This window comes from Crenobacter cavernae, assembly GCF_003355495.1.
Lineage (GTDB): Bacteria > Pseudomonadota > Gammaproteobacteria > Burkholderiales > Chromobacteriaceae > Crenobacter > Crenobacter cavernae.
On sequence record NZ_CP031337.1, the window covers coordinates 2,618,095 to 2,641,049 of the forward strand.

Here is a 22,955-nt window from a genome sequence, read left to right on the forward strand (position 1 = left end):
ACTGTTCCGAGACGCAACGTCTCTGTCCCTGATGGAATCTGCTGACTGAGGCCTGAGCAACAAATCGCACTCGCAGTGCCTTGCATAAACCAGGTTTACTCCGTCACGGTCTGACCTGACTTGCCATCACGTCGTGATTGCCTGTGCAATCGGTGAAAAGGCCTTCTCTCTGCTGACGATGCTGATCTCTTGATCCGATGTCGTTACGCCGCCAACAACGTGGATGGATAGTTCGCACTATATTGCCGGTCGTTGGCCAGCAGCGCCCAGACGATCCGCGCATTCTTGTTCGCCAAGGCCACGACCGAGATATTACGGTGGCGCCGGCTCAACAGGCGTTTCAGCCAGCCATCGGTTTGATCACGCTGCCGTTCGAAATGGCCGATGACCGCCCGGGCTCCGTGGATCAGCAAAGTCCGTAGGTACACATCCCCACGTTTGCTGATGCCCCGCAGCACGGGCTTGCCTCCGCTGGAGTGCTGTCGGGGCACCAATCCCAACCATGCCGCCAGTTGTCGACCGTTGGCAAACGATCGGGCATCGCCGATGCTCGCCACCAGTGCTGTTGCGGTAATGGGGCCAATGCCGGGGATCGCCGCCAGTTGCCGTGACGGCTCGCTCTGGCGATGCCAGAGCTGGATCTGTCGCTCCAGTTCCGCCACCTGCTGATCCAGCACCTGAAGATGCTCCACCAGTCGGGCAACCAGTTCGCGCATCATGCCCGGCAAACCATTCTCGGCATCTTCCAGAATCATCGGTAAGCGCTGACGGAGTGCCGCCAGGCCGAGTGGGATGACCATCCCGAATTCAGCCAGCAAGCCGCGAAGTTGATTGGCCTGGGCGGTGCGGGCTTTGACGAAAGCAGCGCGTGCCCGATGGACGGCCAACAGCGCTTGTTGCTCGGGTTGCTTGACCGGCACGAACCGCATGTTCGGCCGAGAAACCGCCTCACAGATCGCTTCGGCATCCGCTGCATCCGTCTTGCTGCCTTTGACGTAGGGTTTCACGAACTGCGGTGCCATCAATTTGACGACATGCCCCAGAGTTGACAGCTTCCGGGCCCAGAAATGGGCGCTGCCACACGCTTCCATGCCCACCAGGCAGGGCGGCAGGTTGGCAAAGAAGGCTGCCACCTGGTGTCGCGCCAGTTGCTTGCGCAGCACGGTTCTGCCATGCGCATCCACACCGTGCACCTGGAACACTGGTCTGTCCCGGGCTCGGTGGACACTGACTTAAGGTGGATAATGTCCGCCAAGGAGTGTTCATGACCCAAACCCGTAGAAACTTCCCCGAATCCTTCAAGCGCGAGGCCGTCGAGCAGGTGCTGGCCGGCTCACCGCTGCGTCACGTCGCCCAAGCGCTCGGCCTATCCGAGAACCTGCTGGGCAAGTGGAAGCGTCAGTATCTGACCGGCGGTGCTGACGCCTTCCCCGGCAACGGTAAACAGCTCGGCGAGGCCGCCGAGCTCAAACGGCTGCGCGACGAACTGGCGCGTGTCACCATGGAGCGCGACGTACTAAAAAAGGCGCTCGCCATCTTCTCGCACCCCACGAAGTAAGGTTTCAGGTTATCGAAGCGTTGGCTGGGCGCTATCCGGTGGCGCTGATGTGCCGGCTGCTACGCGTCTCGCGCAGCGGCTATTATGCGTGGCGGCAACGCCCGCCCTCGGCGTGGGAGATGGCTAATCGCCGTTTGTTACGGGAGATTCGCCTGGTGTTTGCCGAGGTGAACGGCATTTACGGGCACCGACGGATTCATGCCGAACTGGTCGCGCAGGGCCTGGCCTGTGGGCGGCATCGAATTGCGCGACTGATGCGGGAAGGTGGCTTGCGGGTGCGTTCACGCAAGCGCTGGCGGCCGGTTTCAGACAGCAAGCATGTGCTGCCGGTGGCACCGAATCGGCTGGAGCGCCAGTTTGCCGCCCCCGGCGTGAATCAGCGTTGGGTATCGGATATGACCTATATCCGTACCGAGCAAGGCTGGCTGTACTTGGCAGTAGTACTGGATTTGCACTCACGGGCGGTAGTGGGCTGGGCGATGCATCACCGCATGCAGCAAGAGTTGGTGCAGGCGGCGCTGACGATGGCGGTCGCCTGTCGACAACCGCAAGGCGAAGTATTGCTGCATTCTGACCGGGGTAGCCAGTACTGCGCGTTCGACTACCAGGCCCTGCTCAGGCGACACGGCATCGTGCCGAGCCATTCCCGAGCGGGCAATTGTTGGGACAATGCGGCGATGGAAAGCTTCTTCCGTTCGCTGAAGGCGGAGCGGGTTTACCTGGCCCGCTACCGGAGCTACGACGAAGCCCGGCGAGATGTGTTCGACTACATCCGCTTTTACAACCACCAGCGTCGCCATTCGACGCTGGGCTATCTGAGTCCGATGGAATTCGAGCAGCGCCAAGCGCTGCTCAGTGCTTAACTAACTGTCCATTGTGTTCGGGACAGACCACACATTCTTGGCCAGATCCAGCCCGATCGTTCTACTGTTCATGGTGACGCTCCCTTCGATCAGTGAGGCGATAGCAATCTCACTGTGGCACCGCGATGCCGCTTCAGGAAGGGGGCGTCCATACCATTAACAAGGCCTCGCAGAATCCAACCTGGCTCTCGGTTCAGCGCTACTTTATGGGGCTTGTCCTTGGCACGCTCGCGGTGCGGCTGCTCTTGGAGCAGCGGCGTGTCGCCTAACCCTTCCCTGTAGAGGGGCTGTCCTTCGGCCTGCTGTTTGCGGCCGCTCCTCATGTCAAACGCCCGCTCTCGGCCGCCGCGACCCGAACGGGCAGGGCGCTCGGCCAACCTCATCGCCGCCAACGTTGGCCGAGCCACGCCATTCCCGCCGTCGCAACAGTTCTGTCCTTGGCCAACCCCGGCTTTCCTCCCGCGCGTTAGTGGCGGGCCGATCGACTGCGTCGTCCCCGTCGGCGGTAGTCTTTGAACTTCCGCGCGCTATCCACGCTCCCAAGAAGCCGTTCCGGCCGATTGCTTACCCGTGGCCGACCGTCTAGCATCATGTCATGTCCTTGCGGGTACTTAACTGGAGAAAGGCTATGCGGCGCTCCATGACGTCCTGGCGTGCTTGCGCGCTGGTTGTTTTAAGCGCGTCCATGGTGGGGTGTGCCACGGGTGGTGGCAGCGCTGGCGATGGCGCGGAGGCGGCGCCGCTGCGCGCGCGCGGCAACGAGCCGTTCTGGTCGCTGGATATCGGCTCGACGCTGCGCTTTGCCGAGGCGGGCGGGCTGCGCGTGGAGGGCGCCGCGCCCCCGGTGCGGATGGTCGACGGCGTGCGTCGTTACGCGGGCAAGGTGAGCGGGCGTGCGATTGACGTCGCGGTGACGCCGCGCGTGTGCCGCGACGATATGACCGGCATGCCGCATCCGTTCAGTGTGGAAGCGGCGCTCGACGGCCGACGCTTCCGTGGTTGCGGCGGCGAGCCCGTCGCGCTGCTGCGGGGTGCGGAGTGGGTGGTAGAGGACATCGGCGGTGGCGGCATCATCGACAGCTCGCGCGCCACGCTGAATTTCCGTGATGGCGGTCGCCTGGACGGCCGCGCGTCGTGCAACTCTTACTCGACCAGCTACACGTTGACCGGCGAGAGCCTGGCCGTTGGCCGAGGAGCAGGCACGCTGATGGCCTGCGCGCCCGCGCTGATGCGGCAGGAGCAGCGTTTCCTCGACATCCTGCAGGGCGTGAACCGTTTCGAGATCAGCGACACCGGTGCGCTGGTGCTGATCGACGCGCAAGGCCGCAAGATCACTGCGCGGCGCTGATCGGCGGCTATTTTTCCGGCGAGCGGGCATTTTCGGGCGGGTGTCGTCCGTTTATGGTCGCCGCTTATGTCGAACGACAGGTCGCCTCCTGCGAGGCGTCTGTCCCTCTGGCGTTACCCAAGCAAAGGAGCGTTGTCGTGGCACACAATCCGATCGGCTGGTTTGAAATTTACGTGCAGGACATGAATCGGGCGAAAGCCTTTTACGAGGAGGTCTTTGCGACCCGTCTGGAGAATTTGGAAAGCCCCGATATTGAGATGTGGGCCTTTCCGATGTTGCCGGAAGGCACCGGCGCTTCGGGCGCGCTGACCAAGATGGAGGGTTGCCCTTCCGGTGGCAACAGCACAATCGTCTATTTCAGTTGCGCGGACTGCGGCGTGGAGGCAAAACGCGCCTCGGAAAATGGCGGCAATATCTTCAAGGACAAATTTTCCATCGGTCCTTACGGCTTCATCGCGCTGGTCGTCGACACCGAAGGCAATGTGATCGGCCTGCACTCCATGCAGTAAGAGAACGGCCCGGCGGCTCATGCAAGCCGGGCCGCGGCTCGGCTTGTTCTTGCCGGTCCGCGCTCGACTGCCGCGAACCACCGGGCGTTATTGAAAAAGCCACTATCGGCTATCGCGCCATGTCATTTCCAAGCCGTCGGATGATTTCGTAAAGTACGGGCATTCCTTGTTTACCGGTCGTCTTCGCCATGCTGGAACGCTTGTACAACCTCATCACCCTGGTCGGCATCATGATGTTTTCTCCCGCCCAAGCCACCCCGTTGCACGAAGCCGTGCGCGCCAACGATTTGCCCGCCGTGCAGCGCCTGCTGGCGCCGGGGTCGTCGTTGCGCGAGGCGCGCGACGAGGTCGGCCGCACGCCGCTGTTGCTGGCCACCCAGTTGGACCGCGTGGCGGTCGCGAAGGCGCTGATTCTGGCCGGCGCGGACGTCAACGCGAAGGACGCCAAGCAGGACAGCCCCTATCTGCTTGCCGGGGCGGAGGGTCGGCTGGCCATCCTCGATCTGACGCTCGCGCATGGCGCGGACCTGAAAAGCACCAACCGCTACGGCGGCACAGCGCTGATCCCGGCCGCCGAGCGCGGACATGTCGAGGTGGTGCGCCGGCTGATCGCCGCCGGCGTGAATGTCGACCATGTCAACCGCCTGGGCTGGACGGCGCTGCTGGAGGCGGTTCTGCTGTCGGACGGCGGGTCGGCGCACCAGGAGATTGTGCGGCAGCTGATCGCGGCCGGCGCCAGCGTCAACCTGCCGGATCATGACGGCGTCACGCCGCTGACCCACGCCGAACGCAAGGGCTACAAGGACATCGCCAGGCAACTGCGCGCGGCCGGCGCGCGCTAATCCCGGAGGGGGCATGGCCGAATGAGCGAGGGCTGGCCGTCTATGATGGGTTCAAAAAGCCTTATCAGGATAAAGGGTAATGCGGCGCCCGTTTCTTCGCAGCGACGGAAAGGACCATCATCATGAGAAAGGAGCGGGCGAAGGCGCGCGGCATCACGTTGCCGGTGCCCCGCCGCCGATGCGGGGGGGGGGGATGGGGCCTGGTGGTTCGTACGGCTATTGAAGGTGCTTGGCGCCGGGCAGTCGCAGCGGCGCTCAGCGGTCAAGACGCCATAGCCGCGGGGATGGTGGCGTTGTTGTTGAGTGTCTGTGCAACTTGGCGGGGGTGGGGTGCCCCGCTTGGTTGCCGTCGACTGGGCCTGCGGGCGTGCTGCGTTGCGGATTCTTGTCGAAATTTTTTTTGACTGTCCCAAAACTGTCCCGGATCGAGCTGGGTGCCGCTGTTTGCAAGGCTGTTCGAGTCTCTTCCCTTGCACCACGGGTGCATATTCGCCATCCCTATAAGCAGTAAATCCAACTGCGGCATGTAGCCCGATATGGGCGAGACCCCTGGCTCTCTGTTTTTCCACGTCTCCCATCTCTATTTCTAATTTTCCCCGAGATTTGCCCGTTCCGCCGGCTCTTTGGACGGCTGGTACGGTTGTGGTAAGACTTTCCGTTCGACAGGGGTGTGCCACGATGGCAATGCCAAGCACCCGCCGGGAGTGTCCCGGAGAGCACGAGCCGGCCGCACCTGATGGAAAGTGGGAGTCCTTGAATTGGCAGGATAAGCTTCGTTGACCGGGTGGCTTGAATATTCTGGCGGGGGCCGCAACATTGGCGTAGTGCATACCTGAAGGTTATACTGCGCCCTTTAAAGCTTAGCAGTGGCCGCGGGCCACGCGAGGCCGGCGAGCTTGGGAAGCGCCCCGGGTGGGTCCCAAAGCAGGTGGAAGTGCAAGCATGACGGCATTCCCGCATTTCTTTGCCGCGCGCCGGCAGCCGACGGCCCGCCGTCTAGCCCCAAGTCACTTATATATACGCATCGAAACAGGTTTAAGGATTTAAGCATGCAAGCACAGCTGGAAACGTTGAGCGGCCTGGAGCGTCGCCTGAACATCGTCTTGCCGATGGCCGACATCGACGCGCAAGTGGTCGAACGCCTCAAGCGTGTGGCGCGCACCGCCAAGATCCAGGGCTTCCGTCCGGGCAAGGCCCCGGTCAAGGTCGTAGAAATGAGCTACGGCGCGCAAGTGCGCGAAGAAGTGCTGGGCGAGCAGGTTCAACAGAATTTCTACCGCGCGGTGTCCGAGCAGAAGCTGCGCGTCGCCGGCTACCCGCGCTTCGAGTCGGTGTCGAACGAAGGCCACGCCGACCTGTTCAAGTTCGCCGCCACCTTCGAGGTGTACCCGGAAGTGAAAATCGGTGAGCTGGCCGACAAGGAAATCGAAAAGCCGGTGACCCCGGTGTCCGATGCCGAAGTCGGCAAGACCATCGAGATCCTGCGCAAGCAGCGCACCCGTTTCAACCGCGTCGAGCGCGAAGCGGCCGACGGCGACCGTGTGATCATCGACTTCAAGGGCACCGTCGACGGCGTGGCCTTCGACGGCGGCGCGTCCGAAAACTTCCCGTTCGTGATCGGTCAGGGCCAGATGCTCGCCGACTTCGAGAACGGCGTGAAGGGCATGAAGGAAGATGAGACGCGCGACATCAACGTCGCCTTCCCGGACGAATACCACAGCAAGGAACTGGCCGGTAAGCAGGCCGTGTTCGCGATCACCGTGAAGAACGTCGCCGAAGCGCAGCTGCCGGAAATCGACGGCGAGTTCGCCAAGCAGCTGGGCATCGAAGACGGCGACGTCGAGAAGATGCGCGCCGAGATCAAGAAGAACATCGAGCGCGAAGTGAAGCGCCGCCTGGCCGCCCGCACCAAGGAAAACGTGATGCAGGCGCTGCTCGACGCGACCGAGATCGAACTGCCGAAGGCGCTGGTCGAACTCGAAGTCGGCCGTCTGATGGAACAGGCTCGTCAGGATCTGGCGCAGCGTGGCATCAACGCCAAGGAGATGCCGCTGCCGGCCGAACTGTTCGCCAAGCAAGCCGAGCGCCGCGTCGCGCTGGGCCTGATCCTGGCCGAAGTGGTGAAGTCGAACGAACTCGACGCGAAGCCGGAACAGATCGAGGCGATGATCAAGGAGTTCGCCGAGAGCTACGAGCAGCCGGAAGACGTGCTGAAATGGTACTACGAGAGCCCGGATCGCCTCGAAGGTCCGACCTCGATGGTGCTGGAAGACAATGTCGTGGCCTTCGTGCTCGGCAAGGCCAAAGTGGCCGAAAAAGACGTCGCGTTCGACGAACTGATGGGCAACAACGCCTGATAAACCGCTAACCGGAGTTGGCCGATGAAATCGATGATGGACCCGCAGGCCCTGGGCCTGGTGCCGATGGTGGTCGAGCAGAGCGGTCGTGGCGAGCGTGCCTACGACATCTACTCCCGCCTGTTGAAAGAACGCATCGTGTTCCTGGTCGGTCCCGTCACCGACGAGTCGGCCAACCTGGTGGTGGCGCAGATGCTGTTCCTTGAGTCGGAAAACCCGGACAAGGACATCTACTTCTACATCAACTCGCCGGGCGGTTCGGTGACCGCCGGCCTGTCGGTGTACGATACGATGAAGTTCATCAAGCCCGACGTGTCGACGCTGTGCATCGGGCAGGCCGCCAGCATGGGCGCCTTCCTGCTGTCGGCCGGCAGCAAGGGCAAGCGCTTCGCGCTGCCGAACAGCCGCATCATGATCCACCAGCCGCTCCTGGGCGGGCTGTCGGGTCAGGCGTCGGATATCGAGATTCACGCGCGCGAACTCTTGAAGATCAAGCGCAAACTCAACGAGCTGATGGCCGAGCACTGCAACCGCCCGGTCGAAGACCTCGAGCGCGCGACTGATCGCGACAATTTCATGTCGGCCGAGGAATCGCTAGCCTACGGCCTGATCGACAAGGTGCTGGCGTCCCGCAGGGACGTGCAGGCCTGATAGGAACGCAAGTCCATGTCCGACAACCAAAGCAATGACAAGCTGTTGTTCTGCTCCTTCTGCGGCAAGAGCCAGCACGAAGTGACGCGGCTGATCGCCGGTCCGCAGGTGTTCATCTGCAACGAGTGCGTCGACCTGTGCAACGACATCATCCGCGACGAGCAGGTGGCGCCGGCCGAGGGTGGCGAGGGCGAATCGTCCGAGACGCCGCAGCTGCCGACGCCGCAGGAAATCCGTGCGTCGCTCGACCAGCACATCATCGGCCAGGAACTGGCGAAGAAGACGCTGTCGGTCGCGGTGTACAACCACTACAAGCGGCTCTACACGCCGGCGAGCAAGGACGACGTCGAACTCGCCAAGAGCAACATCCTCTTGATCGGGCCGACCGGCTCGGGCAAGACGCTGTTGGCGCAAACGCTGGCCAAGCTGCTGGATGTGCCGTTCGTGATCGCCGACGCGACCACGCTGACCGAGGCCGGTTACGTCGGTGAGGACGTCGAGCACATCATCCAGAAGCTGCTGCAGAAGTGCGACTACGACGCGGACAAGGCGCAGCGTGGCATCGTCTATCTCGACGAGATCGACAAGATTTCGCGCAAGTCGGAAAACCCGTCGATCACCCGCGACGTATCGGGCGAGGGCGTGCAGCAGGCGCTGTTGAAGCTGATCGAGGGCACGGTCGCGTCGGTGCCGCCGCAAGGCGGCCGCAAGCACCCGAACCAGGAGTTCATCCAGGTCGATACGACCAACATCCTATTCATCTGCGGCGGCGCTTTCGACGGCCTCGACAAGATCATCCGCCAGCGATCCGAGAAGGGTGGCATCGGCTTCGGCGCCGAGGTCACCTCGAAGGAAGGCGGCAAGAGCGTGTCGACGCTGTTCAAGGAGGTCGAGCCGAGCGACATCATCAAGTTCGGCCTGATTCCCGAGCTGATCGGCCGCCTGCCGGTGGTCGCCACGCTCGAGGAGCTCGACGAGGAGGCGCTGGTCAGCATCCTCACGCAGCCGAAGAATGCGCTGGTCAAGCAGTACCAGAAGCTATTCTCGATGGAGAACGTCGAACTCGAGGTGCGTCCGTCGGCGTTGCGCGTGATCGCCAAGCAGGCGCTGGCGCGCAAGACTGGCGCGCGCGGCCTGCGCTCGATCATAGAGCGCGCGTTGCTCGACACCATGTACGAACTGCCGTCGCTCGACGGTATCGAGAAGGTGGTGGTCGACGAGAAGGTGATCGAGAAGGGCGACAAGCCGCTGCTCGTGTTCCGCGACCGTGAAGAAGGCGTCGCGCAGACCGCCTGATCCAAGGTTAGCCGAGCTTTCCGCAAGCCGCCCGCAAGGGCGGTTTTTGTTTTTGCCGGCCCGCTGATTTAGTATGGGGTAGCTTGAATTATTCCCCGGCCGCCCCATTTCAGAAGCAACCTCCCATTCATCAAGCAAGGTCAGATGACATGACGCAACCCGCCGAACTCCTCGAAGACGCTACGCTGCCGCTGTTGCCGCTGCGCGACGTGGTGGTCTTCCCCCATATGGTGATCCCGCTGTTCGTCGGCCGTGCCAAGTCGATCAAGGCGCTCGAGGCCGCGATGGACGAGGGCAAGCAGATCTTGCTCGTCGCGCAGCGTTCGGCCGCCAAAGACGAGCCGGAAGCCGAAGACCTGTACAAGGTCGGTACGATCGCGTCCGTGCTGCAGATGCTGAAGCTGCCCGACGGCACGGTGAAGGTGCTGGTCGAAGGCCGTCAGCGCGCCGTCGTACACGAGGTCCGCGACGAGGCCGGTTGCTTCGTCGCCGACGTGGCGCCGCTCGCTAGCGAGGGCGACGACACGACCGAGATCGAGGCGATGCGCCGCGCGCTGCTCGCCCAGTTCGAACAGTTCGTCAAGCTGAACAAGAAGATCCCGCCCGAGATCCTGACGTCGCTGTCGGGCATCGAACGCGCCGGCCGCATGGCCGACACGATCAGCGCGCACCTGCCACTCAAGCTCGAGCAGAAGCAGGACGTGCTCGAGATGTTCGATGTCAAGGACCGTCTCGAGCACCTGTTGTCGCAGCTCGAAGGCGAGATCGACATCCTGCAGGTCGAGAAGCGCATCCGCGGCCGCGTCAAGCGCCAGATGGAGAAGAGCCAGCGCGACTACTACCTGAACGAACAGGTCAAGGCGATCCAGAAGGAACTCGGCGAACTCGACGAGGCGAGCGACCTCGACGAGCTGGAAAAACGCATCCGCGCCGCCGGCATGAGCAAGGAGGGGCGCGACAAGGCCTTGGCCGAGCTCAAGAAGCTGAAGATGATGTCGCCGATGTCGGCCGAGGCGACCGTGGTGCGCAACTACATCGACACCCTGCTCGATCTGCCTTGGAAGAAGAAGACCAAGATCAACAAGGACATCGACAACGCCGAGGTCATTCTCGACGAGGACCACTTCGGACTCGAAAAGATCAAGGAACGCATCCTCGAGTATCTCGCGGTGCAACAGCGTGTCGACAAACTGAAGGCGCCTATCCTGTGCCTCGTCGGCCCGCCCGGCGTCGGCAAGACCTCGCTCGGCCAGTCGATCGCGCGCGCGACCAACCGGAAGTTCGTGCGAATGGCGCTCGGCGGCGTGCGAGACGAGGCCGAGATCCGGGGTCATCGCCGTACCTATATCGGCTCGATGCCGGGCAAGGTGCTGCAGAACATGACCAAGGTCGGCGTCAAGAACCCGCTGTTCCTGCTCGACGAGGTCGACAAGATGGGCGCCGACTTCCGCGGCGATCCGTCGTCGGCGCTGCTCGAGGTGCTCGATCCGGAGCAGAACCACTCGTTCACCGACCATTACGCCGAGGTCGAGTATGACCTGTCCGACGTGATGTTCGTCGCGACCGCGAACTCGCTGAACATCCCGCCGGCGCTCATGGACCGGATGGAGATCATCCGCCTGTCGGGTTACACCGAGGACGAGAAGGTCAATATCGCGATCAAGTACCTGGTGTCCAAGCAGATGAATGCCAATGGCCTGAAAGAGGAAGAGGTGGTCATTCAGGAGTCGGCGGTTCGCGACATCGTGCGTTACTACACCCGAGAGGCCGGCGTGCGCAGTCTCGACCGCGAGATCGCCAAGATCTGCCGCAAGGTCGTGACGATGCAGTCGATGAAGAAAGGGCGCGTGGCCGGCAAGGCGACGGTCAATGCCAAGAATCTCGAGAAATACCTCGGCGTGCGTCGCTTCGAGTACGGCGTCGCCGAGTCGGAAAACCGTGTCGGTCAGGTCACCGGCCTCGCGTGGACCGAGGTGGGAGGCGAGCTCTTGACCGTAGAGGCGGTGTCGCTACCGGGCAAGGGCGCCATCATCCGCACCGGCCAGCTCGGTGAGGTGATGCAGGAGTCGATCCAGGCGGCGATGAGCGTGGTGCGCAGCCGTGCCCGTCTCTTGGGGATCAAGCCGGACTTCTATGAGAAGCTCGACATGCACATCCACCTGCCGGAAGGTGCGACGCCCAAGGACGGTCCGAGTGCCGGCATCGGCATCACGACAGCGATGGTGTCGGCGTTGACCGGTATCCCGGTACGTGCCGACGTCGCGATGACCGGCGAGATCACGCTGCGTGGCGAGGTGCTGCCTATCGGCGGTTTGAAGGAGAAGCTGCTGGCTGCACACCGTGGTGGCATCAAGCATGTGCTGATCCCGGTCGGCAATGTGAAGGATCTCGTCGAGATTCCGGCCAATATCAAACAAAAGCTGGAAATTCATGCAGTTAAGTGGATTGACGAGGTGCTCAATCTGGCGCTCGAGCACAGCCCCGAGCCCCTGTCCGAAGAGGCCGTTTCGGTCGAAGTGACCCCGCCCGCCGACCCGGCGGCAGCGGCGCCTGCAAGGACGCATTAATTCATTTGTCAAGGAGACGAAATCCTTGCCTGTTGCGGGTTTGCGGCCGGTCTGGTAGTTTGCAGGCTGACCGCAGAGCTCGCTTGACACGGTGATTTTCGCCTTGTTATAAAGCTAGCGTCTTATCCGAATGACCTAGTCCAATAGAATGACGAAAGGGGACTCCCGTGAACAAGTCTGAACTGATCGATGCCATCGCCACCCACGCCGATATTTCCAAAGCATCGGCTTCCAAGGCGCTCGACGGCATCATCGCCGCGGTGACCGACTCGCTGAAAAAAGGCGAAGACGTGACCCTCGTGGGTTTCGGGACTTTCTACGTCGGCGAGCGCGCAGAGCGCAGCGGCCGCAACCCGAAGACCGGCGAAACCATCACCATCCCGGCGGCGCGTTCCCCGAAATTCCGCGCTGGCAAAGCGCTCAAAGACGCGCTATAATCTGCCCTCGTTGCTCGCTTAAGGGCAACTTGGGGTGATTAGTCTCAGTTGGTAGAGCGCTGCCTTCACACGGCAGAGGTCACTGGTTCGAGTCCAGTATCACCCACCACATCTGGAGCGGTAGTTCAGTTGGTTAGAATACCGGCCTGTCACGCCGGGGGTCGCGGGTTCGAGTCCCGTCCGCTCCGCCAGAATTCAAAAAGGTGAACCGGTTGCGTTCACCTTTTTTCTTATCTTCTACGACCAAGCCGCGTACGCCATGTTTGATTTCGTCCAGAACAACAGACTCGCATTGCAGGTGATCCTCGGCGCCGTCGCGCTGACCTTCGTCGGTTTCGGCGTCGGCAGCTATACCTCTGCCGTGGACGACCCTTACCTTGCCAAGGTGGACAAGGTGAAGATCTACAAGAAGGATCTCGACCGCGCACTCGAAGGCCAGCCGGCCGACGCCGCGACGCGCCAGGCGGCGCTCGAGAACCTGATCCGTCAGGAGCTGCTGTTGGCCGAGGGGCGCCACCAGGGCCTGTCCGCATCGCCCGAAGCGCTGCGCCAGGTGATCGCCAGCCTGCCGGTGCTGCAGGAGAACGGTCGCTTCAGCGAAGCGCGCTACCGCGAATTCCTCGCGAACCGCAATCTGACGCCGCAGGCTTTCGAGGCGCAGATCGCGCGCGAGGTGGTGCTGAAAGAGCAGCTACTGCCTTTCCTCGACGGTCAGTTCGTGTCTAGGACGCAGGTTGCGCAAGTGGCGCGCCTGATGGGCGAGTCGCGCGTGCTGAAACTGGCGCTGTTGAAGCCCGAAGCCTTCGCCGGCGAGCTCAAGCTCGACGACGCCGCACTCAAGGCCTACTACAGCGCCAACGCCAAGCGCTTCAAGTCGCCCGAGGCGGTGAAGCTCGAATACCTGGTGCTGTCGCAGGAGGCGCTGGCCGCGCGCCAGAACGTGTCCGACGCCGAGGTCGCGAAGTACCTGCAGGATCACGCCGGTGACGTCGGCAAGGAAGAGCGACGCGCATCGCACATCCTGCTGACCGTGCCGGCGGGGGCGAAGCCGGCCGACAAGGCCAAGGTGAAGATGGATGCCGACGCGATCCTGAAAGACGTCCGCGCCAATCCGGCCAAGTTCGCCGAGCTGGCCAAGGCGCGCTCGCAAGACCCTGGCAGCGCGGTCAAGGGCGGCGACCTAGGCTTCTTCGCGCAGGGCATGATGGTTAAGCCGTTCAACGATGCCGTGTTCAGCCTGAAGCCGGGCCAGATCAGCGATCTGGTCGAGACCGAGTTCGGCTATCACATCATTAGGCTCGATGAAGTGAAGGCGCCCGATCAGACCGCGGCGCGCGCCGAGGCGGCAGAACGCATCAAACGCCAGAAGGCGAGCGCCGCTTTCCGAGCCGAAGTTGAGAAGCTCGGCGACCTCGTCTACCAACAGGGCACTTCGCTGAAGCCGGCGGCCGACGCGCTCGGCCTGAAGGTCGAGAGCGCCGACTGGCTGGTCAAGGGCGACAAGAACGTGGTACGGCCGCTGTTTGCCCATCCGAAGCTGCTCGAAGCGGCATTCAGCGACGAAGTGGTCAAGAAAAAGCAGAACAGCGAGCCGGTCGACGTCGGCAACAATACCGTCGTCGTCATCCGCGCGGTCGAACACCGTCCGGAGCGCGCGCAGGCGATCGACGAGGTGAAGGACGTGATCCGCGCCGAACTGGTCGCGCGCGAAGGCGCCAAGTTGGCCGAGGCCCGCGGCAAGGCGATGTTGGCCGATCTGAAGGCCGGCAAGCCGGTGGCGGGGCTCTCCTGGGCCGATGCCGGTGAAGTGTCGCGTCGTGCACCGGGCAGCCTGAGCATCGCCGAGCTGCGCGAAGCGTTCTCGGTGCCGGTCAAGAACGTTCCGGCCTACGCCGGCGCGAAGCGCGACAACGGCGAGTACGTGCTGATCAACGTCGTCGGCGTGAACGCGCCGAAGGCGGCCGATCCGGCCGAAGGCCCGCAGATCGCCGCGCTTCTGGGTGAGGTGAGCGCCAACGCGCAGGCGACTAGCTATCTGGGCCTCCTGCGCGAGAAGTACAAGGTCACCGTCAGCCAGCAGCCGGCCGAGTAAGGTCTAGATTCCGCGCCATTCCTGCTCTGGTGGCGCGGACGTAAAAAAACGCGAAGCACTCGCTTCGCGTTTTTTGTTGGCCGCAACTTCGATCAGGCGAAGTTCTTGGCCACGAATTCCCAGTTCACCAGCTTCCAGAACGACTCGAGGTAGTTCGGGCGGCTGTTGCGGTAGTCGATGTAGTACGCGTGTTCCCACACGTCACAGGTCAACAGCGGTTTCTTGTCGGTGGTCAGCGGGGTGGCGGCGTTCGAGGTCGACACCAGGTCGAGCGAACCGTCGGCGTTCTTCACCAGCCAGGCCCAGCCGGAGCCGAAGGTGCCGGCGGCGACCGCGTTGAACGCTTTCTTGAACTCTTCGAACGAACCCCACTTGGCGTTGATCGCGTCAGCCAGCGCGCCGGTCGGCTCGCCGCCTGCGTTCGGGGCCATGCCGAACCAGTAGAAGGTGTGGTTCCAGACCTGGGCCGCGTTGTTGAACACGCCGCCGGACGATTTCTTGACGATCTCTTCCAGGGAAGCGTTTTCGAACTCGGTACCCTTGATCAGGTTGTTCAGGTTGGTGACGTAGGTCTGGTGGTGCTTACCGTAGTGGTACTCCAGCGTTTCCTTGGAGATGAATGGGGCGAGGGCGTCCAGCGCGTACGGCAGTTCGGGCAGTTTGTGTTCCATTTTGCGCTCCTGAGGGTGGAAACAGATAGCATAGGTGCTCTGTGTGAAAAGTGTAATGGAATTGCCGGTTCTAAGCCAATAGCTGACAAAAACAGTAAAGTAATAAAGATATGGAATTTTACGATGTGATCGTGCTCGGCGCCGGGGCCGCCGGCCTGATGGCGGCGGCGAGCGCAGGCCAGCGCGGACGCCGCGTGCTGCTGCTCGATCATGCGACGAAACTCGCCGAGAAAATCCGCATTTCGGGCGGCGGGCGCAGCAATTTCACCAACCTCAACGTGCGCCCCGACTGCTACCTGTCGGCCAACCCGCACTTCTGCCGTTCGGCGCTCGCGCAGTACACGCAGCACGACTTCATCGCCTTGGTCGAGCGCTACGGCATTCCCTACCATGAGAAGACGCTCGGCCAACTGTTCTGCGACGATTCGAGCCAGCAGATCATCGACATGCTGGACGCCGAATGCCGTCTCGGCGGCGTGACGCGGCTGATGCAGACCGCCGTCGAATCGGTAGAGAAGGGCGACCGTTTCAAGCTGAGCACGTCGCGCGGCACGTTCGAGAGCGAGAGCTTGATCGTCGCGACTGGCGGCCTGTCGATCCCGCAGATCGGTGCGACGCCGTTCGGCTATCGCCTGGCCGAAGAGTTCGGCCTCGCCGTCACGGAACTCGCACCGGCGCTGGTGCCCTTAACCTTCCACGCCGACGACGCGGCGCGTTTCGCGGCGCTGTCGGGCGTGTCGCTCGACGTCGAGGCATCGGCCGGCAAGGGGCGCTTCCGCGAGATGGCGCTGTTCACGCATAAGGGCGTGTCAGGCCCGGCGATCCTGCAGGCGTCGTCGTATTGGCGCCCGGGCGAGACGCTGACGATCGACATGCTGCCCGGCCAGTCGGCGGCCGCGCTGCTGGAGGCGTCGGCCGGCAGCGAACAGAAGCTGTCGAACTGGCTCGCCGACATCGGCTGGCCGAAAAGGTTGGCCGAGGCCTGGCTCGAGGGCGAAGGCTACGCCGGCCGCGTGAAAGACCTGAACCCCAAACAGGCGACCCGCTTGGCCGAGGCGCTGCATCGCTGGCGCCTGCTGCCGAACGGCACGCAGGGCTACAAGAAGGCCGAGGTGACGCGCGGCGGTGTCGATACCGACGCGCTGTCGTCGAAGACGATGATGGCGAAGGCCGTGCCCGGCCTGTTCTTCGTCGGCGAGGTGGTCGACGTCACCGGCTGGCTCGGCGGCTACAACTTCCAGTGGGCGTGGTCGTCCGGCTTTGTTGCCGGCCAGCACGCCTAAAACTGGTAAAATCACCGAAGCTGGCCGGTGGGCGTGTCTCCCGGCCTCACGTTTTGACCCCATTCAGGTTGACCATGAACGATCCGATCCCCTCCCTCGATAACGAAACCGCGGCGATCCGCATGCCGCCGCATTCGATCGAGGCCGAACAGTCGGTGCTCGGCGGGCTGATGCTCGACAACCAAGCCTGGGACAAGATCGCCGACGTCATCGCCGAGTCCGACTTCTACCGGCACGACCACCGGCTGATCTTCCGCCACATCGCCCGCCTGATCGAGCTGTCGCGCCCGGCCGACGTGGTCACCGTGTCGGAAACGCTGGAACAAAACGCCGAGCTGTCGAACGTCGGCGGGCTCGCCTACCTGGCGACGCTGGCGCAGAACACGCCGTCGGCGGCCAACATCCGCCGCTATGGCGAGATCGTGCGCGAGCGCTCGGTCATGCGCCAGCTCGCACTGGTCGGCACCGAGATCACCGAGGCGGCGTACAGCCCGATGGGGCGTGACGCCGCGCAACTGCTCGACGAGGCCGAGGGCAAGGTGTTCCAGATCGCCGAGTCGACCGCCAAGTCCAAGCAGGGCTTCCTCGAGATGCCGGCGCTGCTGAAGGAAGTGGTCGAGCGCATCGACATGCTCTACAGCCGCGACAACCCGGACGAGGTGACCGGCATCCCGACCGGCTTTATCGATCTGGACAGCAAGACCTCCGGCCTGCAGCCGGGCGACCTGATCATCGTCGCCGGTCGCCCGTCGATGGGTAAGACCGCGTTCTCGATGAACATCGCCGAACACGTCGCCGTCGAGACCAAGCTGCCGGTCGCGGTGTTCTCGATGGAGATGGGCGGCACGCAGCTGGTGATGCGGATGTTGGGCTCGGTCGGCCGGCTCGACCAGCACATCCTGCGCACCGGCAAGCTCGGCGACGAAGACTGGCAGAAGCTGACCTACGCGATCGGCAAGCTGTCCGAGGCACCGATGTATATCGACGAGACCGCGGCCTTGACCGCGCTCGAAGTGCGCGCGCGCGCAAGGCGTCTCGCGCGCCAGCACGGCGGCAAGCTCGGCCTGATCGTGATCGACTACCTGCAGCTGATGTCGGGCTCGGGCCGCAACGACAACCGGACCGCCGAACTCGGCGAAATCTCGCGCGGGCTGAAGGGCCTCGCGAAGGAATTGCAGGTGCCGGTGATCGCGCTGTCGCAGCTGTCGCGCGCGGTCGAGCAGCGGCCGAACAAGCGGCCGATGATGTCCGACCTGCGCGAATCGGGCGCCATCGAGCAGGACGCCGACCTGATCGTCTTCATGTACCGCGACGAATACTACAACCCCGACTCCGACCAGAAGGGCCTGGCGGAGGCGATCATCGGCAAGCACCGTAACGGCCCGACCGGCACGGTGCGCCTCGCCTTCGTCGGCCACTACGCCAAGTTCGAGAACGCCGCGCTGCACGGCGCCGCCGGCTGGGCGGACAACGACGGCTGATCGGCCGGTCTTGCGCGCGGAAAACTTTTCAGGATATTGCATGGCTTACTTTGAACATCACGTGTTCATCTGCTGTAACCAGCGCGCCGAGGGCGAGGCCTGCTGTGCCAACTTCGGCACGCCGGCGCTGCTCGGCAAGATGAAGGACAAGGTCAAGGCACTGGGCCTCGCCGGCGAGGGCAAGGTGCGCATCAACAAGGCCGGCTGCCTCGGTCGCTGTGATGACGGCCCGGTAATGGTCGTCTACCCGGAAGAGACCTGGTACACCTTCGTCGACGAGGACGATCTGGACGAGATCGTCGAAGAACACCTGGTGCACGGTCGCGTGGTGGAAAGGTTGAAGATCTGATGCTGAAACAGCCCGAAACCCTCGTGATCGCCGGCCCGGTCGGAGCTCTGTCGACCATCGTCGTGCCGGCGCAAGGCGAGACCACCGGCATCGCGGTGGTCTGCCACCCGAATCCGACCCAGGGCGGCACCAATACCAATAAAGTCGTCCAGACCGCGGCTAAGGCGCTGTCGCAGATGGGTTACACCTGCTATTGCCCGAACCTGCGCGGTGTCGGTGACAGCGACGGCGTGCACGACCATGGCGCCGGCGAGGTCGACGACGTGATCGCGGTGGTCGACTATGCGAAAAGCGTGCACGGCGATCTGCCCTTGGCGCTGGCCGGTTTCTCGTTCGGCGGCTTCGTCGCGGCGCGCACCCGCGCGCGCATCGCCGCCGACAAGCTCTTGCTGATGGGCGTGGCGGTCGGCAAGTACGCCATTCCGACGCCCCAGGTGCCGGCCGATACGCTGGTGATTCACGGCGAAGAGGACGAGGTGATCCCGCTGTCGGCGGTGATGGAATGGGCGCGCCCGCAGGGTCTGCCGGTGCTTGTGTTTCCGGGCACCAGCCACTTCTTCCACGGCAAGCTGATTCCGCTCGGCAAGATGATCCAGCGCTGCTGGTAGTCACGGAAGTTATCTCGCAAAAAGCTCGGCCAACCCTCAAAGGTTGGCCGAGCTTTTTTGTGCGGCGCCGGACAGGCTTACAGCGTGTAGTCGAGGCTGGAAACGGTGAGGGCGGGCAGGGTGATTCTCCTTGGCCTGCTATGCGCAAAATGCAATGCCGCGACCGGAAACGGGCCGGCCGCGGCATTGCGTTATGATAGCCCTTGGCCTTCCGCGCGGAAAGCCATGACATAGATATGGAGGCGTCGTGCTCAAGGTCGAACAACTGGAAAAACGCTACGACGGCCGGCCGGTGGTCGACAAGCTGTCCTTCCACGTGCGCCGCGGCGAGTGCTTCGCGCTGCTCGGCCCGAACGGCGCGGGCAAGACCACCACGCTGAAGCTGGCCTTGGGTCTCGTCGCGCCCGACGGCGGGCGCATTACGCTCGTCGGCGAGCCGGTGCCGGCCCGGGCGCGCGAGGCGCGCGCGCGCGTCGGCGTCGTGCCGCAGTTCGACAACCTCGACCCCGACTTCACCGTCGCCGAGAACCTCGTCGTCTGGGGGCGCTATTTCGGGCTCGACGGCAAGCTCCTGCGCTCGAAAGTGCCGTACTGGCTCGAATTCGCCGGCCTGTCCGGCCGTGAAAACGCCAAGGTCGGCGAATTGTCCGGCGGCATGAAGCGGCGGTTGACGCTGGCGCGCGCGCTCGTCAATGATCCGGACATCCTGTTTCTCGACGAGCCAACCACCGGCCTCGACCCGCAGGCGCGCCACCTGATCTGGCAGCGGCTGCGCCAGTTGATGCAGCAGGGCAAGACGCTGGTCTTGACCAGCCACTTCATGGACGAGGCCGAGCGGCTCGCAACAAGGCTCGCGGTACTCGACAACGGCCAACTGATCGCCGAGGGCAGCCCGCGCTCCTTGATCGAACGCCATATCGAGCCCGACGTGGTCGAAATCTACGGCGACAACGCGGTGCCGTGGGCGCGCGGCGTGACGCTCGACGACGTGCGGCTGGAAATCACCGGCGAGACGGCGTTCTTCTACGGCGAGGGCCTGGTCGGCCTCGAGGAGCGGCTCGACGCCGAGGGGCTGCGCTACGTGCGCCGCCCGGCCAACCTCGAGGACGTGTTTCTCAAGTTGACCGGTCGTGAGCTGCGCGACTGAGCGCTTCCCAGCGGCCTCACCGGACATCGGGTTAGGTACACATTAAGAAGCTGACGCGACTTATGAGTGCAGCAGGTTTTCGTCGTTGGCATCCGGCTCTCCGCACCGGGTCAAGATCTCCGTCCGCACGGTGTCGCGTAGCCGGATCGACGCTGACCAGTCGTCCCCATCCGGTCTGATGGGGGCACTGACCATCACGCTGATCGGCCCGCGGCGCGGGAACCACTGGCCGTCGCGCAGCACGGAGCGCGTGCCGCGGATCGTCACCGGCACCACGGCCACTCCGGCTTGCGCAGCGGCGGAAAACGCACCCGCCTGGAACGGCAAGAGGCCTGGCACGCGCCGGAACGTTCCTTCCGGAAAGAACAGCATGGCGCTGCCGGCGCAAACGGTGCGCGTCGCCCGCGCGACGTCTTCCACCCCGCGCTGCGAGTTGTCGCGGTCGACAAAAACGGTGCCGAGGCTTTGCAAGTACACCCGTGGGATGAATTGCTCCTCGAGTGCGCGCTTGGCGACAAAGCTGAAATGGCGCGGCAGCGCGGCTACCAGAATGATTCCATCCAGATAGCTCGCGTGGTTCGCCACCACCACGCAGGTTTCCTCGCGCGGCAGGTTCGCGAGTCCCTCGACGGTAAACGGGATCCCGGACAGACGGATGAAGAGCCGGGCCGCAAGACGACTCAGCGCCCAGCTCCACGACGGCTTCGGCAGCATTCCGGTCAGTGCCCAGGTGAGGGGCGCGAGCATCCAGAACAGCAGCCAGGCATATCCGGCGTAGGCCACCTCCGCCCCGGCGCGCCCGGCACGCCGCAATTGCGGCAGTACCGCCTGCCACGCAAAACGCGCGATCTGCCGCCACGGCGCCGGCTGCGTGGCCGTAGCGCCTCCCTTCTCATACAGCTCGCGGCTGGCCGCGCGACGAATCTTGCCGCTTGATGTTTTCAGGACCGTATGCGGCGGCACCAGGACTACGTCGTCCGGCGGCGCGCCGAGCACGTCGACTGCGGCGGTGTTGATCTGGCGGCGCAGCTGCGCGTCGGGGGTCGTCCCGCGGGTTTCCGCCATGACGACGACCCGTTCGGTACGCGTCCTCGGGTCCGGGCTGCCGAACACGGCGACGCAGCCCTTGCGGACACCGGGGATCGCGCCCACTGCCTCCTCCAGGTCATACGGGTATACCTGGCGCCCCCCCCGGATGATTACGTCCTTGGCCCGCCCGGTGATGTAGACGTCGCCTTTCGCCATGTAAGCGTAATCGCCCGAGTCCAGCCACTCGCCATCGAACAGTCGGCGCGTCTCTTTCGGATTGCGGAAGTAGCCACAGGTAGCCGACGGCCCCTTGAACAGGAGGCGCCCTTCCTGGCGTTCCGCCACCTCACACCCGGTCGCGTCGACCAGGCGGACCTCGTGGTCCGGCAACGGCCGGCCGCAGGCCACGACTAGCAGCGCGTCGGACGCACCGGACGCAGCAGGCTGCGCGCGGCCCGAGCGCGAGAACGCTTGCCGATCGATGCGGTCGATCATGAGACCCCGCCCCGGAGGTGGGAAGGCGAGGCCAAGAGAAGCCTCCGCCAGCCCGTACACCGGCGCCAGCGCGTCTGGCCGCAGCCCATAGCGGGCGAAGCGTTGCTGAAATTCCAGCATGGTCGTCGCGCTGACCGGTTCGGCGCCGTTGAACGCAAATCGCCAACTGGAAAGGTCGAGCCCGTCCAGCGCGGCCTCGTCCAGCTTGCGCAGGCACAGCTCGTAGCCGAAGTTGGGGCCGCCGGACAGCGTGCCGCGGTACCGGTGTACGGCCCACAACCAGCTTTCCGGTCGCGCGAGAAACGTCAACGGCGACATCACCACCAGCGGAAAGGCGTAGTACAGGCTGCCCAGCCACGCCCCGATCAGCCCCATGTCGTGGTACAGCGGCAGCCAGGAGACGAAGACGTCTTCGGAGCTGACCTCCAGCACCCGCCCCATGGCCCGCAGGTTGGCAAGCAGGTTGGCGTGTGTCAGGACCGCCCCCTTGGGATGGCCGGTACTGCCTGAGGTGTACTGCAGCAGGGCGATATCGTCCGCCTGGGCGGTGACGCGCTCCAGGGAGACGGTGCACGAGGACAGTTCTTCCGCGGTGCAGACAATGCGCAGCGACGGCACTTGGGACTTGAGCAGCGTCGCCAGCGCCTTGGCCTGCGGTACCGTGATCAGCGCCGTGGCCAGCGCATTGGAGAGGATGCCGACGTGACGCCGCAGGTGCTCCTCGATCTGCGTCGCCCGGACCGGCGGGTAAATCGGTACCGGGATGCCGCCGGCGAGCAGAATGCCGACGAAGCTGAAGAAGTACTCGTGGCCGGTCGGCAGCATGATCGCCGCCGCCTGACCCGGCTGGAAGCCGCGACCAAGCAGCCCCGCCGCGACGGAAGCGGCACCCTGCTGCAAGTCGATGTAGCTAAGGCGCGCCTCACCGCCGTCCCCGCCGTCGACGATAATATGCTCGCGCTCCGGATGGGCCCGCACGTGCCAGTCGAGTACCTCGTGCAGCGTCGTCGCCGTGTCCGGTGCCTGCGAGACGCGTTCCGGTACCGCGAATCGTGCAGCTAGGAATGCCTCCGCTCGGAGTGGGGCGCGCGCGGCAAGCAGCGCACGCAGCAGGTCCCGTGGCGATTCTGCCGTATTCAGGACCTGCTCCGACAGGCGCGCGCCGAACGCGCGCTCGATGCGCGTCAACAGCTCCACGCGCGCCAGGCTGTCCAGGCCCAGGTCTTCCGTCAGCGCGCTGTCCAGCGTCACCGCGCCCATGCCCTTGCGGCCTGGGTGCAGTTCGGTCGAGACCTCGTGCACGATCTGGAGCACGGCCTCATCCGTCACCGCGGGATAAGGCGAGTCTTTTTTCATCGGCTGACTACCGTTC

19 protein-coding genes and 2 tRNA genes are annotated in these 22,955 nt (G+C 63.9%); 18 read left to right on the top strand and 3 right to left on the bottom strand.

The genetic code is table 11. The features are described from left to right. Positions 1 to 203: 203 nt before the first annotated feature. Entirely contained in the window at positions 204 to 1,202 is a 999-nt protein-coding gene (locus tag DWG20_RS12710) for an IS110 family RNA-guided transposase (protein WP_115434155.1), read from the bottom strand. 62 nt (positions 1,203 to 1,264) lie between these two features. Here DWG20_RS12710 and DWG20_RS12715 point away from each other — a divergent pair, with 62 nt between their 5' ends. The 13 genes from DWG20_RS12715 (at position 1,265) to DWG20_RS16610 (ending at position 14,520) form a co-directional block, all read left to right on the top strand. After that, positions 1,265 to 1,558 (top strand): transposase, encoded by a 294-nt coding sequence (locus tag DWG20_RS12715; RefSeq protein ID WP_115434118.1) that lies wholly within the window; start codon positions 1,265 to 1,267, stop codon positions 1,556 to 1,558. A gap of 20 nt (positions 1,559 to 1,578) precedes the next feature. After that, on the top strand, positions 1,579 to 2,421 hold the full coding sequence (locus DWG20_RS12720; RefSeq protein ID WP_115434119.1) for an IS3 family transposase: 843 nt from the start codon (positions 1,579 to 1,581) through the stop codon (positions 2,419 to 2,421). 628 nt (positions 2,422 to 3,049) lie between these two features. Further along, positions 3,050 to 3,769, top strand: a complete 720-nt coding sequence (locus DWG20_RS12730) for an META domain-containing protein (protein ID WP_181880915.1) — start codon at positions 3,050 to 3,052, stop codon at positions 3,767 to 3,769. 137 nt (positions 3,770 to 3,906) lie between these two features. Then, positions 3,907 to 4,278: a VOC family protein gene (locus DWG20_RS12735; RefSeq protein WP_115434157.1), complete on the top strand. Its 372-nt coding sequence runs from the start codon at positions 3,907 to 3,909 to the stop codon at positions 4,276 to 4,278. A 188-nt stretch (positions 4,279 to 4,466) separates the two neighbouring features. Then, entirely contained in the window at positions 4,467 to 5,120 is a 654-nt protein-coding gene (locus DWG20_RS12740) for an ankyrin repeat domain-containing protein (RefSeq protein WP_115434158.1), read from the top strand. Positions 5,121 to 6,169: 1,049 nt separating this feature from the next. Beyond that, positions 6,170 to 7,477, top strand: a complete 1,308-nt coding sequence (tig, locus tag DWG20_RS12745) for a trigger factor (RefSeq protein WP_115434159.1) — start codon at positions 6,170 to 6,172, stop codon at positions 7,475 to 7,477. A 24-nt stretch (positions 7,478 to 7,501) separates the two neighbouring features. Next, positions 7,502 to 8,128, top strand: a complete 627-nt coding sequence (gene clpP, locus DWG20_RS12750; protein WP_115434160.1) for an ATP-dependent Clp endopeptidase proteolytic subunit ClpP — start codon at positions 7,502 to 7,504, stop codon at positions 8,126 to 8,128. A 15-nt stretch (positions 8,129 to 8,143) separates the two neighbouring features. After that, on the top strand, positions 8,144 to 9,424 hold the full coding sequence (gene clpX, locus DWG20_RS12755; protein WP_115434161.1) for an ATP-dependent Clp protease ATP-binding subunit ClpX: 1,281 nt from the start codon (positions 8,144 to 8,146) through the stop codon (positions 9,422 to 9,424). 149 nt (positions 9,425 to 9,573) lie between these two features. Next, positions 9,574 to 11,991: an endopeptidase La gene (gene lon, locus DWG20_RS12760; protein ID WP_115434162.1), complete on the top strand. Its 2,418-nt coding sequence runs from the start codon at positions 9,574 to 9,576 to the stop codon at positions 11,989 to 11,991. Between the two features lie 167 nt (positions 11,992 to 12,158). Next, positions 12,159 to 12,428, top strand: coding sequence for an HU family DNA-binding protein (locus DWG20_RS12765; protein WP_115434163.1), 270 nt, complete (start codon positions 12,159 to 12,161; stop codon positions 12,426 to 12,428). Between the two features lie 32 nt (positions 12,429 to 12,460). Further along, positions 12,461 to 12,537: transfer RNA gene (locus tag DWG20_RS12770), tRNA-Val, on the top strand. Positions 12,538 to 12,542: 5 nt separating this feature from the next. Next, positions 12,543 to 12,619 (top strand) — tRNA-Asp (locus tag DWG20_RS12775). Between the two features lie 68 nt (positions 12,620 to 12,687). Further along, a complete protein-coding gene (locus DWG20_RS16610) occupies positions 12,688 to 14,520 on the top strand; it encodes a SurA N-terminal domain-containing protein (protein WP_115434164.1) in 1,833 nt (610 codons plus the stop codon). 92 nt (positions 14,521 to 14,612) lie between these two features. On the opposite strand, the gene sodB is transcribed toward DWG20_RS16610, so the two are convergent. Further along, positions 14,613 to 15,191 carry a superoxide dismutase [Fe] gene (sodB, locus tag DWG20_RS12785; protein ID WP_115434165.1) on the bottom strand — a complete coding sequence of 193 codons (579 nt, stop codon included), beginning with the start codon at positions 15,189 to 15,191 and terminating at the stop codon, positions 14,613 to 14,615. Between the two features lie 110 nt (positions 15,192 to 15,301). Here sodB and DWG20_RS12790 point away from each other — a divergent pair, with 110 nt between their 5' ends. From DWG20_RS12790 to DWG20_RS12810, 5 genes are all read left to right on the top strand, one after another. Beyond that, a complete protein-coding gene (locus tag DWG20_RS12790) occupies positions 15,302 to 16,474 on the top strand; it encodes a BaiN/RdsA family NAD(P)/FAD-dependent oxidoreductase (protein WP_115434166.1) in 1,173 nt (390 codons plus the stop codon). Positions 16,475 to 16,548: 74 nt separating this feature from the next. Then, positions 16,549 to 17,955, top strand: a complete 1,407-nt coding sequence (gene dnaB / locus DWG20_RS12795; RefSeq protein ID WP_115434167.1) for a replicative DNA helicase — start codon at positions 16,549 to 16,551, stop codon at positions 17,953 to 17,955. 40 nt (positions 17,956 to 17,995) lie between these two features. Continuing rightward, positions 17,996 to 18,304: a (2Fe-2S) ferredoxin domain-containing protein gene (locus DWG20_RS12800; protein ID WP_115434168.1), complete on the top strand. Its 309-nt coding sequence runs from the start codon at positions 17,996 to 17,998 to the stop codon at positions 18,302 to 18,304. After that, a complete protein-coding gene (locus DWG20_RS12805; protein WP_115434169.1) occupies positions 18,304 to 18,912 on the top strand; it encodes an alpha/beta hydrolase in 609 nt (202 codons plus the stop codon). Before DWG20_RS12800 ends, DWG20_RS12805 begins: the two co-directional genes overlap by 1 nt. A 247-nt stretch (positions 18,913 to 19,159) precedes the next feature. After that, the gene (locus DWG20_RS12810; protein ID WP_115434170.1) at positions 19,160 to 20,059 is read left to right on the top strand and encodes an ATP-binding cassette domain-containing protein; all 900 of its coding nucleotides are present in this window, start codon (positions 19,160 to 19,162) and stop codon (positions 20,057 to 20,059) included. Between the two features lie 60 nt (positions 20,060 to 20,119). On the opposite strand, the gene DWG20_RS12815 is transcribed toward DWG20_RS12810, so the two are convergent. Beyond that, positions 20,120 to 22,939: an AMP-binding protein gene (locus DWG20_RS12815; protein WP_115434171.1), complete on the bottom strand. Its 2,820-nt coding sequence runs from the start codon at positions 22,937 to 22,939 to the stop codon at positions 20,120 to 20,122. Positions 22,940 to 22,955 lie beyond the last annotated feature (16 nt).